The 14,864-nt window shown below is 68.2% G+C and carries 14 protein-coding genes; 10 read left to right on the forward strand and 4 right to left on the reverse strand.

From position 1 onward, the window contains the following. Window positions 1–51: 51 nt before the first annotated feature. The 10 genes from ABD260_RS00255 (at window position 52) to ABD260_RS00300 (ending at window position 10,597) form a co-directional block, all read left to right on the forward strand. Window positions 52–1,167 (forward strand): glycosyltransferase family 2 protein, encoded by a 1,116-nt coding sequence (locus tag ABD260_RS00255; RefSeq protein WP_344231219.1) that lies wholly within the window; start codon window positions 52–54, stop codon window positions 1,165–1,167. A 41-nt stretch (window positions 1,168–1,208) separates the two neighbouring features. Beyond that, on the forward strand, window positions 1,209–1,355 hold the full coding sequence (locus tag ABD260_RS00260; RefSeq protein WP_344231220.1) for an LPXTG cell wall anchor domain-containing protein: 147 nt from the start codon (window positions 1,209–1,211) through the stop codon (window positions 1,353–1,355). 55 nt (window positions 1,356–1,410) lie between these two features. Then, on the forward strand, window positions 1,411–2,805 hold the full coding sequence (locus ABD260_RS00265) for a serine hydrolase (RefSeq protein WP_344231221.1): 1,395 nt from the start codon (window positions 1,411–1,413) through the stop codon (window positions 2,803–2,805). Between the two features lie 63 nt (window positions 2,806–2,868). After that, complete coding sequence (locus ABD260_RS00270) at window positions 2,869–3,387, forward strand: flavin reductase family protein (RefSeq protein ID WP_344231222.1); 519 nt, start codon at window positions 2,869–2,871, stop codon at window positions 3,385–3,387. Window positions 3,388–3,585: 198 nt separating this feature from the next. Beyond that, on the forward strand, window positions 3,586–4,863 hold the full coding sequence (locus ABD260_RS00275; protein ID WP_344231223.1) for an ABC transporter substrate-binding protein: 1,278 nt from the start codon (window positions 3,586–3,588) through the stop codon (window positions 4,861–4,863). A 55-nt stretch (window positions 4,864–4,918) separates the two neighbouring features. After that, window positions 4,919–5,818, forward strand: a complete 900-nt coding sequence (locus ABD260_RS00280; RefSeq protein ID WP_344231224.1) for a carbohydrate ABC transporter permease — start codon at window positions 4,919–4,921, stop codon at window positions 5,816–5,818. Further along, a complete protein-coding gene (locus tag ABD260_RS00285; RefSeq protein WP_344231225.1) occupies window positions 5,815–6,720 on the forward strand; it encodes a carbohydrate ABC transporter permease in 906 nt (301 codons plus the stop codon). Before ABD260_RS00280 ends, ABD260_RS00285 begins: the two co-directional genes overlap by 4 nt. Before the next feature lie 99 nt (window positions 6,721–6,819). After that, on the forward strand, window positions 6,820–8,454 hold the full coding sequence (locus ABD260_RS00290; RefSeq protein ID WP_344231226.1) for a hypothetical protein: 1,635 nt from the start codon (window positions 6,820–6,822) through the stop codon (window positions 8,452–8,454). Between the two features lie 57 nt (window positions 8,455–8,511). Further along, on the forward strand, window positions 8,512–10,287 hold the full coding sequence (locus ABD260_RS00295) for an NHL domain-containing thioredoxin family protein (RefSeq protein WP_344231227.1): 1,776 nt from the start codon (window positions 8,512–8,514) through the stop codon (window positions 10,285–10,287). A gap of 61 nt (window positions 10,288–10,348) precedes the next feature. Further along, on the forward strand, window positions 10,349–10,597 hold the full coding sequence (locus ABD260_RS00300; protein WP_319041616.1) for a DUF6458 family protein: 249 nt from the start codon (window positions 10,349–10,351) through the stop codon (window positions 10,595–10,597). A 54-nt stretch (window positions 10,598–10,651) separates the two neighbouring features. Here ABD260_RS00300 and ABD260_RS00305 read toward each other — a convergent pair whose 3' ends face one another. The 4 genes from ABD260_RS00305 to ABD260_RS00320 all read right to left on the reverse strand — a co-directional run bounded on the left by ABD260_RS00305 (window position 10,652) and on the right by ABD260_RS00320 (window position 14,684). Further along, window positions 10,652–11,422, reverse strand: a complete 771-nt coding sequence (locus ABD260_RS00305; protein ID WP_344231228.1) for a DUF4097 family beta strand repeat-containing protein — start codon at window positions 11,420–11,422, stop codon at window positions 10,652–10,654. Window positions 11,423–11,545: 123 nt separating this feature from the next. Further along, window positions 11,546–12,808, reverse strand: a complete 1,263-nt coding sequence (locus ABD260_RS00310; protein WP_344231229.1) for a hypothetical protein — start codon at window positions 12,806–12,808, stop codon at window positions 11,546–11,548. Further along, window positions 12,805–13,449, reverse strand: a complete 645-nt coding sequence (locus ABD260_RS00315) for a hypothetical protein (protein ID WP_344231230.1) — start codon at window positions 13,447–13,449, stop codon at window positions 12,805–12,807. Before ABD260_RS00315 ends, ABD260_RS00310 begins: the two co-directional genes overlap by 4 nt. After that, the gene (locus ABD260_RS00320; RefSeq protein ID WP_344231231.1) at window positions 13,446–14,684 is read right to left on the reverse strand and encodes a hypothetical protein; all 1,239 of its coding nucleotides are present in this window, start codon (window positions 14,682–14,684) and stop codon (window positions 13,446–13,448) included. Before ABD260_RS00320 ends, ABD260_RS00315 begins: the two co-directional genes overlap by 4 nt. Window positions 14,685–14,864 lie beyond the last annotated feature (180 nt).

The raw sequence follows: 14,864 nt of genomic DNA on the forward strand, positions 1-14,864 counted from the left end.
CGCCACATCTTGCGCTTCGTGATTCGAGCTCGGATACTCTCGGTTAGTTGAGTGTCTAAGTATCTGATCACGGGGGCTGGGGTGGAACTGGGGACGGGCAGGCATGCCCAGGTAGTGGCGCTGGTACCTGCCCACAACGAGGAAGCGGCGCTACCGGCCGCATTGGACTCGCTGTGGCAGCAGACCAGGCGGCCCGATCGGGTCGTCGTCGTCGCGGACAACTGCACCGACCGTACGGTCGAGGTGGCGCGCGCCGCGGGTGCGGAGGTCTTCGAGACGGTCGCCAACATGCACAAGAAGGCGGGCGGCCTGAACCAGGCACTCGGCGTACTGCTCGAGTTGCTGGCGCCGAACGATCGCATCCTGGTGATGGACGCGGACGGCGCCCTCGCACCAGGATTCGTCGAGCTCGCACTGAGCGAGTTGGACGACGAGACCGTCGGTGCGGTCGGCGGCATCTTCTGGGGCGAGTCCGGTCATGGTCTGGTCGGCGAGCTGCAGCGCAACGAGTACGCCCGGTACGCGCGGGACATCGAGCGCAAACGCGGTCGCGCGATGGTCCTGACCGGTACCGCGACCCTGCACCGCGTCGACGTACTGATCGCAGTCGCGGCGGCGCGCGGGCGTACGCTCCCAGGTCCGGCCGGCCGGGTGTACGACACCACCGCGCTGACCGAGGACAACGAGATCACCTTGGCGATCAAGACGCTCGGCTACCGCTGCGTGTCGCCGGCCGAGTGCTGGGTGGTCACCGAGGTGATGCCGACCTGGCGCGACCTGTGGCGGCAGCGCCTGCGCTGGCAGCGCGGAGCGATCGAGAACCTGCGCGCGTACGGCCTCAACCGCGTCACGCTCCCGTATGCCGTTCAGCAGCTCGGGATGGGGATCGGCGTCATCGCCATGTGGTCCTTCGTACTGCTGACCGTGCTCACCGCCGGCGCCGGGTACACCTTCCGGCCGCTGTGGCTCCTGGTCGGCCTGATCTTCGTCGCCGAACGCATCGTGACGGTTCGCCGCCGCGGTCCCCGAGCCGTCGTCCTGGCCGCCGTGATGGTGGTCGAGTGGGCCTACGACCTGTTCCTGCAGGGCGTACTGCTGCGCTCCGTCTGGGACTCGATCCGGCGGGCCGAGGCCCGCTGGCACCACGTTTCCGCCCCGGCCTCCTGACCGGGTTTCCAACCAGCAATCAGCTAGCAAAAGGATCAGCCATGTACGGACACACCAGCATGACCCTGCCCGGAACCACCCTGGCCGCCACCGGCGCGGCCACCAACACCCTGGCCCTGATGGTTGCGGGTTTCGCCTTGCTGTTCGCCGGACTCGCGGTACTGAAGTTGCTGCCGAAGCGTCGTTGAGCGGACCCTGATGCGGAAGGCAATCCGCCCATCGCCGACCGTCCAGGAGACAGTTGTGACCCAGAATCTGACCGAAGTACTCGCCTACTACGACAGCTGGCTGGCGTTCAACCAGCGGTTCCAGCGGGTGCCGGGCGTGCAGGTCGCGGTGTACGCCGACGACGCGATCGCGTTCTCCGCGGCGTACGGCGCGGCCGATGTGGAGCAGGACGTACCGCTCACCGAGCAGCACCTGTTCCGGATCGCGTCGCACTCGAAGACGTTCACCGGTACGGCCGTCTTCCAGCTCGTCGAGCAGGGCCGGCTGCGGCTGGACGACAAGGTGTCGCAGCACGTCACGGAGATCGTCGGTACGCCGATCGGTGAGCGCTCCGTCCGCGAACTGCTCGCGCATGCCGGCGGTATCACCCGGGACGGGCTGGCTGCGGACTGGTGGCAGCTGGAGACGAACTTCCCGGACCGTGAGCAGTTGCTCGAAGTGCTGCGGGACGCGTCGTCGGCGGTGATCGAGGAGAACGAGCGCTTCAAGTACTCGAACATCGGGTACGGCTTGCTCGGGCTGGTGATCGAGGCGGCGAGCGGTACGCCGTACAACACGTACGTCCAGACGGCGATTGTGGACAAGCTCGGACTGACCCAGCTCGGCCCGGAGCTTGATCCCGCGCGGGCGGCTGAGTACGCGGCCGGGTACAGCGGGCTGGCGTACGCCGACACGCGCGTACCGATCGACCATGTCGACACCAGGGCGCTGGCGTCCGCGACCGGCTTCTTCGGCAACGCGCGGGACCTGGTGACGTACTTCTCCGCGCATCTGCCCGGCGACGACCGGTTGCTGACGGACAAGTCGAAGCGCGAGATGCAGCATCCGCTGTGGACGACCGGGACCGACGAGAAGGCGCGGTACGGGCTCGGTCTCTCGGTCACCAAGGTCGGTGAGCGCGCGGTGTTCGGGCACGGCGGTGGGTACCCGGGGCACATCACGCGGACCTTGGTCGACCCGGAGAAGCGACTGGTTGTGTCGGTGCTGACGAACTCGATCGACGGGCCGGCGTCCCAGCTGGCCGAAGGATTCTTCCGGCTGCTCGACCTGGCCGAGTTGAAGGATCGCGGTGACGAGACTGGCCTGGCACGGTTCACCGGCCGGTACGCGAACCTGTGGGGTGTCAACGACATCGCCCTCGTCGGCGGTCGGCTGTATGTGATCGCGCCGGCCGACGGGAACCCGGCCGACGAGCCCGAGCGGCTCGAGGCAGACGGCGACACCCTGCGCGTCGTCAGCAGCAACGGCTACAGCTCCTACGGCGAGTCCTACCGCTTCACCTTCGCCCCCGACGGCACTGTTGAATCCGTGCACGGCTCCAGTGGGCTCACCCTCCACCCACTCGACAGCTTTGCGTTGCCCGAGCGGGTAACGACAGGAGGTAGTGCTCGTTCCGGCCGCTCGGAGTGAGTTGCTGAGCCTGGCCAGAGGTCGTGGAGACGAGGACCTCCTGTCGTTGGCTACCGTGCCAGCATGACCATCCACGGTGATCACCCATTTTTGCCGCCGGAGTCCGAGCGGAGTCCGGTGCGACGGTTCCGGGGGCGGCTGGTTTCGCCGGTGGGGTTGTGGACAGCCGCCCACGAAGGTGAACGGGCCGGGCTGACGGTGTCGTCGATGCTGGTCGCGGACGGGGAGCCCGGGTACGTGCTCGGGCTGATCGACCCGGATTCGGACCTGTGGGAAACGTTGCGGGAGGCAAGGACCGCGGTGGTCGCGCTGCTCGGCGAGCCGCACCGGCAGCTGGCCGACGCCTTCGGGTACGTCGCGCCGGCGCCGGGCGGCCCGTTCCGCCTGATCGACTGGACCGATACGGACTGGGGCCCGGCGCCGGTCGGCGTGAGTACCTGGGCCGGCTGCACGCTGGTGGACCCGGACCCGCCCGAGGTCGGCTGGGCGCTGCAGGTTCAGCTGGAGATCGCGCACGTCGAGCTGGCCGCGGACGACGTCCCCGCGCTGGCGCACCGGCGGGGACGCTACGTGACCATCTGAGCGGACAGTAGTTGCTCCAGCCTCCCCATCGAACACCGAATGTGCGCGCTCTCACAGCGCTACCGTGCGTGTGGTCACGGCTGCGCAACGCGCCTGCCCGGAACGTTGACACCCGGCAGTGACCGTCCCAGAGTGGGGGCGGTCAAGGGGGCATCGTTGTCACAGGCGGCTCCATCGCAACTGATCGGAGAGTGAAACATGCGTGGTGGTCTGAGCAAGACCCTGGCGCTGGTGGGTGCGGCGGGTCTACTCGCGGTGAGCGCCTGCGGGAACAGCGACAACAGCAGCGGTGGCAACTCGTCGGCGAGCAAGGACGTCACCGTCTTCACCTGGTGGGCCGACGGCGGTGAGAAGGCCGGTCTGGACGGCCTGGTTTCGGTGTTCGGCACCGAATGCAAGGACTACAAGTTCGTGAACTCCGCGGTCGCCGGTGGCGCCGGGTCGAACGCCAAGCAGGTGCTGGCGAACGACCTGCAGGCCGGCAAGCCGCCGTCCACGTTCCAGGCACACGCCGGGGCGGAGCTGAAGGACTACATCAACGCCGGTCAGGTCGACGACATCAGCGGCCTGTACAAGGACTTCGGGCTGGACAAGGCGTTCCCGCAGAACCTGATCGACAACCTGACGGTGGACGGCAAGATCTACTCGATCCCGGCCAATGTGCACCGTGCCAACGTTGTCTGGGCGAACCCGACGGTGCTGAAGAAGGCAAGCATCGACGCCACCAAGGCGCCGGCTTCCGTGGACGCCTGGATCGCCGACCTGACCAAGCTGAAGGCCGCCGGTGTGGCTGCCCCGCTGGCCGTCTCGAAGGGTTTCGCCCAGGAGATGCTGGTCGAGGCCGTGCTGCTTGCCGAGCTGGGCCCGGACAAGTTCAAGGGTCTGTGGGACGGCAAGACCGATTGGGCCGGCGGCGACGTGACCGCGGCGCTGAACAAGTACAAGACGCTGCTCACCTTCACCAACACCGACCGCGAGGCGATCGACTGGCCGGACGCGCTCGGCTACGTGAACACCGGCAAGGCCGGTTACACGTTGATGGGTGACTGGGTCGCGGCGCAGCAGCTCGCCGACAAGATCCCGGACACCTCGTACACGTACTGGCCGGCACCGGGTACCTCGGAGGCGTTCCAGTTCCTGTCCGACTCGTTCACGCTGCCGACCAACGGCGCGGACCCGGACGGCGCGAAGTGCTGGCTGAAGACCGTCGGCTCGGCCGAGGGCCAGAAGGCGTTCAACACCAAGAAGGGTTCGATCCCGGCCCGTTCGGACGCCAACCCGGCCGACTACCCGAAGTACCAGCAGAGCGCGATGGCGGACTGGAAGAAGGACAAGATCGTCCCGTCCTGCGCGCACGGTGCCGCCTGCACGCTGGGCCAGAACAACGACATCCTGTCCGCGATGAGCCAGTTCAGCGGCAGTCCGGACGTGGCCAAGCTGCAGACCGCACTCGGCGCCGCGATGAAGACGAGCTGATGCGACCCAGCTTCGGCTCGATGAGGCGGACCGGCCGCGGTACGGAGGGCTGACCGTGCACGGAAGAATTCGCACCTGGGGACCTGGTGCCCTGGTGCTGCTGCCGACCGTGCTGCTGCTCGGGTACTTCGTGTACGGGCTGATCGCGTGGTCCTTCAACACTTCGCTGACCAACCGGCACACCGCCCGCAAGGGCCCGGCGGACTACGTCGGGTTCGAGAACTACGGGCACCTGTTCGGCGAGGACCGGTTCCTCAACTCGCTGAAGAACCTCGGCGTGCTCACGGTGGCGTTCATCGTGGGCACGCTGATCTTCGGCCTGCTCTGGGCGTTGCTGCTGGAGAAGGGCGTACCCGGCGAGTCGATCTTCCGGTCGATCTACCTGTTCCCGATGGCGATCTCGATGATCGCCTCGGGCGTGGTCTGGGGCTGGCTGCTGAACCCGTCCCAGGGCGCCGACGCGCGCGGCCTGAACCGGTTGTTCGAGATCCTGCATCTGAACTTCCTGGAGAATCCCTGGTGGACCGCGGGGAGTAGATGGACGACGATGGCGTCCATCGCGTTACCAGCGGTCTGGCAGCTGTCCGGGTACATCATGGCGCTGTTCCTGGCCGGGTTCCGGGGCATCCCACCGGAGTTGCGCGAGGCGGCGCGGGTGGACGGTGCGTCGGAGTTCAAGCTGTACCGGCACGTCCTGTTCCCGCAGTTGTCGCCGATCGCGCTGTCGGCGTTGATCATCCTCGGGCACATGTCGCTGAAGCTGTTCGACCTGATCTACGCGATCACCGGGCCGAACCAGTTCCGTACCGAGGTGCCCGCGATCTACATGTGGAACACCTTGCTGCGCAGCGATCAGGCGAAGGCGGCCGCGATCGCGATCGTGCTGCTCGCGGTGGTCGCGGTGCTCGTCATTCCGTACATCGCGTACACCGTCCGGCAGGAGAGTGAGGAATGAGCGTCGACACCGCGCCCGTCACCGGTCAGGCTGCGGCGGCGATCCGCAAGAAGCCGCAGAAGCGTGGGGTGATCGCGGACGGCTCGACCCGGCGTAGCAGGACAGTCCGGTACGTGCTGTTGCTGCTGTTCCTGCTGTTCGTGCTGATCCCGGTGTACGTCGTGGTGATCACCAGCTTCAAGAACTCGGCCGACACCACCGCCGCCCGGCAGTGGTCGTTGCCGCAGACCTGGACGGTGGAGCCCTGGCGCAAGGCCTGGGACGTACTCCAGCCGTACATGATCCGCTCGCTGTCACTGGCGGTTCCGGCCGCGATCATCTCTTCGCTGATCGGTTCGGCCAACGGGTTCGTGCTGGCCCGGTGGCGGTTCCCGGGCGCGAACATCGTGTTCGCGTTCATCCTGTTCGGGATGTTCATCCCGTACCAGGCGGTGATGCTGCCGCTGCGGACGACTTTCACCGAGCTGGACGTCACCCGGGGCGTACCGACGCTGATCCTGGCGCACTGCATCTACGGCATCCCGATCTGCACGCTGATCTTCCGCAACTACTACGCGACCATCGTGCCGAACGAGATCATCGAGTCGGCCCGCGTGGACGGTGCGGGACTGGTGCAGACGTACGCCCGGATCATCCTGCCGATCTCGATGTCCGGGTTCGTGGTGACGCTGATCTGGCAGTTCACCTCGGTCTGGAACGACTTCCTGTTCGCGCTGTTCCTGACTCAGCAGGACAACGGCCCGGTGACGCTCGGGCTGGCGGCGCTGGCCGGCGGCCAGAAGGTCGACTACGCGGCGAGCATGGCCGGGGCGCTGATCACGTCGTTCCCGACCCTGATCGTCTACATCCTGCTCGGCCGCTGGTTCATCGGCGGCCTGATGGCCGGCGCCCTCAAGGGCTGACCCGCCCCGCACCCCTCGCCCGGTAGCGGGCGGGGGGTTATCCACAGGACGCGCGCGGGGGACTGCGGGGGAGTGCGGGCGGACGGTAATCTCACGGAGGTGACCAAGTCTCCTGGTGGACGGGACGGACGGCGCAGCCACTTGCGGCTCGTCGGCTCCGAACCGGACGCCCCGCACGCACCGACGGCGGGTGTCGATGTCGACACCACGCCGAGCGTCGCCGTCCTGGAGACCCTGCTCGAGACGCTCTCGCTCGACCTGGCGGCGGTGCCGGTGGCGCTGCATCCGGTCATCGCCGAGGCGTCGGTGGCGCGGTCGGCCGCGATGCTGGCCGATCAGCTCTGGCCGGCCGGGCGGCCGGACGAGATCGGCGAGGTGGAGCGGTTCTTCTGGGCCGACGCCGCGCGGGTGCTCGGCGAGCGGCGCGACCCGGAGTCCTTCGTACTGCTGACCAGCTTGGCGCGGACCGTCGGTCCGGCCGGGCGGCTGCCGCTGCAACGGGCGCACGTCTCCCGGTTGCGTACGCAGGAAGCCGTGCCCGAGTGGGTGACCAGGATCGCCGGCTTCCGGCTGACCAGCGCGATCGTGTCCGAGGACATCACCGGTGACGGGCTGAGCGTCGTGCTGGACTACGACGACGAGCAGCATCCGCACACCGTGGTGGTGTTCATCGACAACAACCTGGGCGCGATCGTCAAGGACGTCTTCGTCGGCCCACCGGTGGACCGGGTGCTCGAGGCGTACCAGCGCGGCGGCCGGGTGACGATCCGGACTGTCCGGCCGGCGACCGCGGCCGGGATCATCCTGCAGGCGCTGGGCGAAACCCGCGACTACGACGATCCGCCGGTCAGCGAGGACTTCGAGTTCTTCACCGGCCTGCTGGTGAATCGGCTGACCCAGTTGCCGGAGCGTCCGGTCCGGCCACCAGTCCGCCCGTTGCTGTCACCGCGCCAGCGGGAGCAACTGGTCGAAGAGTTCCTCGAATCGCAGTATGCGGCGGCCCTGCCCGATGACGCCGCCGACATCGCCCGGCTCTGGATCGACCATGCGGTCGACCACACCGTCGGCGGTCCGCTCCGGGTCAGCGCGGTCCTGGTCGAGCTGTTCCTGGCGTACTGGTTGCCGCGCAAGGTCCTTGCCGACAGCACCTACTTCGGGGCGGTCCCGGTCGTGGTGAAAGCCTGGCTGGAGTTCGCGGGCGAGCGGACGCAGCTGCCGCTTGATGCGGTCGACGAAGCCGTGGACGCGGTCGATGTCTGGCAGCCCGCGCTGGAGGCGGCCGCGATGATCGACCCGGTCGGTTCGAAACCCGGCGAGCGGGTCTTCCTCGATGACGCGACCAACGATCTGGAAGACGCTTACCGCGCCCTCGCAGGTCTCGGTTCGCCGCCGCAGCCCGATCTCAACGGCTTGGACAACCACCAGGCGGCGACGCTGTCGGTGCTGGCGCCGCACGCCTGGCTGATGGCGGGCGAGACGCTCGGCACGTCGTACGCGCCGGATGCGTTCGACATCGCCGAACGGTTGGTCCGGGATGCTCCAGATCTGCTGGCCAAGGCGCGGTTGTCCACTTGGCCGCGCGCCATCGTCTGGTTGCTCGCTCACCGTCACTGCCTGGTCGGCCCGGGCGAGCCCCTGACCCCGTACGCGCTGGCCACCGACCTGTCCTCCTCGCCCGCCACGCTCCGCAAAACCGCCAAACTGCTGACGGACACCCTGATCCTGCCGCGCTGATCCCGAGCTCTGGTCCCGTGGGGCGGCCGGTTTGTGGGTCGGCGGACAATGGGTGGCATGCATGTGCGCGCACCGGAGTTGCGGGGTCGGGGCTGGTTGAACACCGGAGGCCGGGAGCTGTCGCTCGCCGATTTCCGCGGCCGGTTCCTCTTACTGGACTTCTGGACGTTCTGCTGCATCAACTGCCTGCACGTGCTGGACGAGTTGCGGCCGTTGGAGGAGAAGTACGGCGACGCGCTGGTGATCGTCGGTGTCCATTCGCCGAAGTTCGCGCATGAGGGCGAGGAAGCGGCGGTGCGGGCCGCCGTCGAGCGGTACGAGGTGGCGCATCCGGTACTCGACGACCCGGAGCTGATCACCTGGCAGAACTACACCGCCCGCGCCTGGCCGACGCTCGTACTAGTGGATCCGAACGGCTACATCGTCGCGCAGTACTCCGGCGAAGGGCATGAGCACGCGCTCGATGCGTTGCTCGGCGAGCTGATCGATCAGCACGAGAAGGCCGGTACGCTGACGCGGGGCAACTCGCCGTACGTGGCGCCGGAACCGGAACCGACCGACCTGCGCTTCCCGGCGAAGGTGGTTGCGTTGGACAACGGGTTGCTGGTCGCGGACGCCGGTAATCACAGCATCGTCGAGCTGGCCGCGGACGCGACGACCGTGGTCCGGCGGATCGGCACCGGCGAGCGTGGCTTCGCCGACGGCGCGCCCGGTACGGCCTCCTTCTCCGAGCCGAACGGCCTGGTGGTGCTGCCCGCCGGCATCGCCGCCAAGGCCGGGTACGACGTCGTGGTCGCCGACACCGTCAACCATGCACTCCGCGGACTCCGGCTGTCCGACGGCCACGTCAGCACCTTGGTCGGTACGGGCAAGCAGTGGATGGACGGCGACGGCACCGACGTACTGAGTTCACCCTGGGATGTCGCGTGGTGGGACGGCAAAGTGTGGATCGCGATGGCCGGCGTACACCAGTTGTGGACGTACGATCCGCTTGCCAAGGTGACCGAGATTGCCGCGGGTACGACCAACGAAGGGCTGAAGGACGGTCCGCTCGGTGAAGCGTGGTTCGCACAGACCAGCGGACTCGCGGCCGACGGCGACCGGCTTTGGCTGGCTGACTCGGAGATCTCCGCGCTGCGCTGGATCGACACCGAAGTGCACACTGCCGTCGGTACCGGGCTGTTCGACTTCGGTTTGCGGGACGGGAAGGCGAGTGCGGCGCTGCTCCAGCATCCGCTCGGCGTGACCGTGCTTCCCGATGGCTCGATCGCGGTCGCCGACACGTACAACGGCGCCGTCCGCCGGTACGATCCGCGCACCGAGCTGGTCGAAACGATGGCGACCGGACTGGCCGAACCGAGCGGTGCCGTTGTCGTGGGCAACGAACTGCTGGTGGTCGAGTCGGCGGCGCATCGGCTCACTCGCGTTCCACTCGGATCGTCCGCGACGGCCGACGAGTTCAGTACGCGGACCCAACGGCCGCCGATGGAGCTTGCCGCCGGGGAGGTGACGCTGGAGGTGGTCTTCACGCCGCCGCCCGGCCAGAAGCTCGATGACCGCTACGGCCCGTCCACCCGGCTGCTCGTCTCCGCTACCCCGGACAGTCTGCTCAGCGAGGGCGCGGGCGATTCGACGGACCTGGTACGCCGGTTGGTGATCGATCCGCATGCTGGTTCCGGCGTACTGCATGTGGCTGTGCAAGCGGCGTCCTGTGATTCGGGCGAAGCCGAGTTCCCCGCGTGTCACATGCACCGGCAGGACTGGGGCGTACCGGTCCAGATCGCATCAGGTGGACCTACCCGCGTGGAGCTGGTTCTTTCCGGCTCCAAGTAGTGAGCGTTTGGCTGCCGGGTACAGAGAGGTAGCGTTGTAAGCGACTCACAGGGAGGCTTTGATGAGCATCGGTGTGGGGATTTTTCTGATGGTTGTCGGGGCGGTCCTGGCGTTCGCGGTGCGGGACAGCTGGGATGCCGTCAACCTGCAGGTCGTCGGCTACATTCTGCTGCTCGCCGGACTGGCCGGCATCCTGCTGTCCTTCTACATCACCAACCGGCGCCGCCGGGTGGAGACCGACGTGATCGATCCCGCCGTCGAGGAGGAGTACCGCGTCGTCGAGGAAAACCACCGCGACTTCCGTGAATGAACCTGAGCGTTGATAGACCTCAGCGCGAGTAGATCTCAGCGGGCGACCTCGAGCTCAGTTGGTGCGGAGCTCGATGTCGCCCGATGTGGTGCTGGCGCTGATGCTGTGGCTGCCGTTCGGGGTGTTGCCGAGCTGGTTCTCGACATCGCCGTGCCGGGAGTCGGTGCTGATCTTGTAGTCACTGCTCGGCACGGTGATGTTGATGTCGCCGCTGGTGCCCCGGACCTGGACGTCGTTGGCTTCGGTCAGCTGTAGCTGAATGTCGCCGGACGTGGTCTCGACGTCGACCGCACCGCCCTTGAGCTCCCGCCCACTGATCTCGCCGGAATTCGCCTTTACGGCGAACTTGCCGCTCACGTTCGTGGCGGAGACGTCCCCGGACGTGACATCCAGATTCACGTCCCCCTGAACGTCGCGCATCTCGATCTTGCCGGACCGGGATTTCGCGTCGACACCGCCGACACCCCTCAGCTGCAGGTCGCCGCTGCCGTTCTCACCGACCACCTTGGTACCGCGCGGAACCGTCAGCTCGAAGTCGGCGCGGCACTGCCAACCACAGTCCCCGTTGAGTACGAGTACGCCGTCCTGCACCGAGAACGCGTCGCCGTGCTTCCGGAACCAGTACGTACGCTGCTCGTGCACGGTGGTCTTGTCGTCGTCGGACACCTTGATGCTGACATCGGAGTGGCTGCCGGCGAGGCGTACGGAGGTGATCTTCTCGTTGACCGTCTTCGTGTCGCTGGAATCCCGGTCGCCGAACTGCCAGAGCCCAAGCCCGGCCGCCACCACCAGCAGAACCACACCGAGCTGCTTGTTCTCCGCCATCGTCCGCCTCTTCTCGAGCCCACCCACGCTGTCGCACCGACAGTAGGCGGCCGGAGGCCCCGGCTGGATCAGGCAGATCCCCCGAGACGCCCCTGAGCTCCTCTCAGGGACGCCACGGACAGATCACTTGGAGAGCTCGCCGCGCGAGACCGATTCGGCCAGGTCGTCGCCGGTGGTGCCGTAGAACGTGCGGGCCCAGAGCGAGTCGTCATGCCAGTAGGGGCCGTTGTCACCGGGCAGGGACGCCGGCGCGTCGCCGCGCTTCAAGGCCTGCCGGCACTCGGTGCACAGCGGCAGCTTCAACGGGACCGGCAGGGTGGACCCGTCGGCCGCGATCTGCGTCGGCTTGCCGGCCGCCCGGCCGTGCAGCGGGTTGAAAGCACACAGCTCCGGTACGGACCGCGCCGTCCGGCCGCTCGCGGCCGCCACCGCTGCGTCGTACTCGCGGCGCCCCTTGTCCAGCAGCACCATCGCGCCGACCAGATCGACCAGCTCGGTGGACGAGTCGAGTACCTTGCCGGCGGCCGCGTGGTCGTCGAGCGCGGCCTGTTGATGCCGCAGGCCAGGGCCTTCGGTGCTCGGCAACGCGGCCAGTTGGGACCCGAGCGTCGTGAGCTCGGCGGTGGTTTCGCGCTCCAGCCGGCGGCGCCGCTCGGACGCGACCGTGGCGGCGACGTGTGGCGGAATCCGGAACGCCTTCTCGCGTTGCGGCGCCGGCCCGCGCCGGATACGGCCGATCACCAATCCGAGGCCGATCAGCACGATCAATCCACCGATGATCGAGAGCGCCACGATCCCGCCGTGCCCGCCGTCCTCGTCCGAGTACCGGGACGGTGGCTTGGACTCCGGGCGGGTCGAGGTCTTCGGAATGCCCGGTGCGGCCAGCAGCTCGTACATCCGCGCCACGACCTCGGTCGGCCCGGCGTCGTACCCCTCGTCGTCCAGCGCCCGCGACCGCGACGCCCGCAGCTTCTCCTCGCTGACCTGCGGCAGGTCGCGCGTCTCGTACCAAGGGAACCGCGAGCCGCCGTCGACCACGACGTACAGCCCGGGCTTGCGGAGCGCGTCCTCGACGAGGGTGAGGACGTTGCTCTCCTTGCCCTCGAACGCGTCGCTCGGCGTCAGCGGCAGGATGATCGTGTACGTCGGGTACCCGAGCGCCTTCGCCTTGGCCTGGACGTCGTCACGCAGCTTCTGCGGCAACGCGGCCTTGTACGCCGGGTCTATGTACAACCCGTCCTTGCCCACCACTGCCGCGATCTCGCGTGCACGCTCGGCCGGCGTCTGCGTTGTCGCAGCCTGCGCCGGGGCGCCGATCAAACCAGGCAGCCCGAGCAGGATGGCGACCGCCGTCGCCAGACAGGTCAGCAGAAACCGGGTCCTCACGCTTTTCCTTCCCGTCGTCCGGACGTCATCGCCGCCACCAGCAGCACCAGGCCGCCGAGGATGCCGCCGCCCATCAAGCCGAGCACGGCACCGCCGCCGCCATTACCGATCGCCTTGCCCACGGTGAACTTCTCCTCCGGGTACGACGACTCGGGCCGCTCCGGATACGGCTCCGAGCGGGCCGGTCGTGGCTGGTCCCGCGCGTCCTGCTCCACCGTGTCGAGGTACGCCTGCAGCTGGCTGCTCAACGCCTGATCCTTTTTCGAGTACGTACTGCCGTACGCCCGCGCGGCGACATTGTTCGCGGCACCGTGCGAGCTGTAGCCGTCCATCACCACGTACACGCCGGGCTTGCCGTTCGCGGCGGCCAGCCGGCCGGCCAGCAGGTCGGTGTCGTCCTTCTCCGGGAACCAGCGACCGGTCGGCAGCACCGCGACGTACACCGGGAGCTTCGCGCCGGCGATCACCTTGAGCGTCTCGTCCCGGTCGGCGATCGAGACGAAATCCGGGTCGACGTACAGCCCACTCGTCTTCCAGGCCGCGACCGCGTCGGTGATCCGTGGATCGGCCGGGGTGGCGGCCTGAGCCGTGCCGGTGAGCGCGAACACGGTGACGACCAGGAGCAGCAGTACGCGCCTCATCGGACCCCGTCCTTCCGGCTCGCGGCGAGTTGTTCGGGCAGATCGTCGGACAGTGCGCCGAAGCCGGTCGCGACCATCGGGCTGTCTTCGGGGTCGAGTGTCCAGTACGGCACCTGCTTGGTGTCGTGACCGAACAGCCCGGACTTGGTCGGCACCCGCAGACCGCGCGGAGTGTTGCCGCGACGGACGACGGACGCGCACTGCTGGCAGGCCGGCACCTCGATGTCGTCGGCCCAGTCGACCTTGGCGGTGCCGGGATTGTGCGTCGGGTCGAAGAAGCACGGCGGCTGCAGAGCCGCGCCGCTGGCCACCCGCTCGGCCTGCCGAGCGAGCACCAGGGCGCCGGCGCTGGACAGGAGATCGTCCGGCTGGTCGGCCCGGAGCGTACGCGCCGCGTCCAGCCGCCGGTACGCGTCATCGCGCCGATCGAGCTGCTGCGTCGTCTTGTTGGCGCGCTTGTCCAGCCGACCCAGGGCGCGTTCCGCCTCCTGGATCTTCTGGTCGGCCCGGAGCTGCACGTCCTGGACGTCGACCGGCTTCGCGGCCACGCTCTTCGCGCGCTTGACCGTGCCCTTCCGGCGCCGCAGTCCGAGGACGAGCGTCAGGACGAAGCCGAGGAAGCCGCCGGCGCCCATCCCGATGAAGGTGGCCCGGTCCGCCTTGTCCGTGACCGACGGACCACTGCCGGCACGTTCCGGTCGTAGATCGCTCGCCGGTACCGCGGGCAGCGGCCGGCCGTCGTACGCCGTGGCGGCCTGCTGGATGGTGCGGACGATCTGCGGGGCGGGGCGGTCGTAGACCAGGTTCATCCGCTCTTTGTCTTCGGACTTGACGCTGTAGAGGTCGCGGCCACGCAGCCCAGCCGGCCGATAGAGCGTGCCGCCGACGGTCCAGCTGCCCGCGGTGGCGATAGCGACGATGTACACGCCGGGCTCGCCGACCCGGGCATGCAGCAGGGTCGGCAGGTCGTAGCCGCCCTTGCTGAGGTACGGCGACTGTGGGACGAGCGCGACGTACACCGGCAGGCCGGCGTTCTTGACCGCGGTGCGGATCCGGGTCAGCTCGGCCGCCGGCATCGTCGGGCGCAGCCGCTCGTCGACGGAGACGTGATCGGTCTTCCAGGCCGCGACGATCCGGTCCGGCAGCTCGGGTGTGTCCGCGTGCGCGGGCGGTACCGAGAGGGCGGACAGGAAGGCGGTGGCCGCGAAGAAGGCGGCGAGCAGGCGGACGGACATCGCGGACAGCGTACGACGACCGGGCTTGGACACATTCACACGGACGCAGGATCTGGGCGTCCGGTTCCGGAATGGGCGCGACCCTGGCTCGGACAGGGGAAACCAAGCCAGGGTCACGGTGTTGCAGGGCAGAAACGTTGCCGCAAGATCACCCTCCGCAACAGGGCAAATCGCGGGGCA

Source organism: Kribbella hippodromi (assembly GCF_039531045.1).
Classification (GTDB): domain Bacteria; phylum Actinomycetota; class Actinomycetes; order Propionibacteriales; family Kribbellaceae; genus Kribbella; species Kribbella hippodromi.

Bases quoted from the DNA above. Each gene is read 5' to 3' on its own strand.
- ABD260_RS00270 (WP_344231222.1), top strand. From the start codon at position 2,869: ATGACCATCCACGGTGATCACCCATTTTTGCCGCCGGAGTCCGAGCGG.
- ABD260_RS00300 (WP_319041616.1), top strand. From the start codon at position 10,349: ATGAGCATCGGTGTGGGGATTTTTCTGATGGTTGTCGGGGCGGTCCTG.
- ABD260_RS00285 (WP_344231225.1), top strand. From the start codon at position 5,815: ATGAGCGTCGACACCGCGCCCGTCACCGGTCAGGCTGCGGCGGCGATC.
- ABD260_RS00260 (WP_344231220.1), top strand. From the start codon at position 1,209: ATGTACGGACACACCAGCATGACCCTGCCCGGAACCACCCTGGCCGCC.
- ABD260_RS00320 (WP_344231231.1), bottom strand. From the start codon at position 14,684: ATGTCCGTCCGCCTGCTCGCCGCCTTCTTCGCGGCCACCGCCTTCCTG.
- ABD260_RS00275 (WP_344231223.1), top strand. From the start codon at position 3,586: ATGCGTGGTGGTCTGAGCAAGACCCTGGCGCTGGTGGGTGCGGCGGGT.
- ABD260_RS00315 (WP_344231230.1), bottom strand. From the start codon at position 13,449: ATGAGGCGCGTACTGCTGCTCCTGGTCGTCACCGTGTTCGCGCTCACC.
- ABD260_RS00295 (WP_344231227.1), top strand. From the start codon at position 8,512: ATGCATGTGCGCGCACCGGAGTTGCGGGGTCGGGGCTGGTTGAACACC.
- ABD260_RS00305 (WP_344231228.1), bottom strand. From the start codon at position 11,422: ATGGCGGAGAACAAGCAGCTCGGTGTGGTTCTGCTGGTGGTGGCGGCC.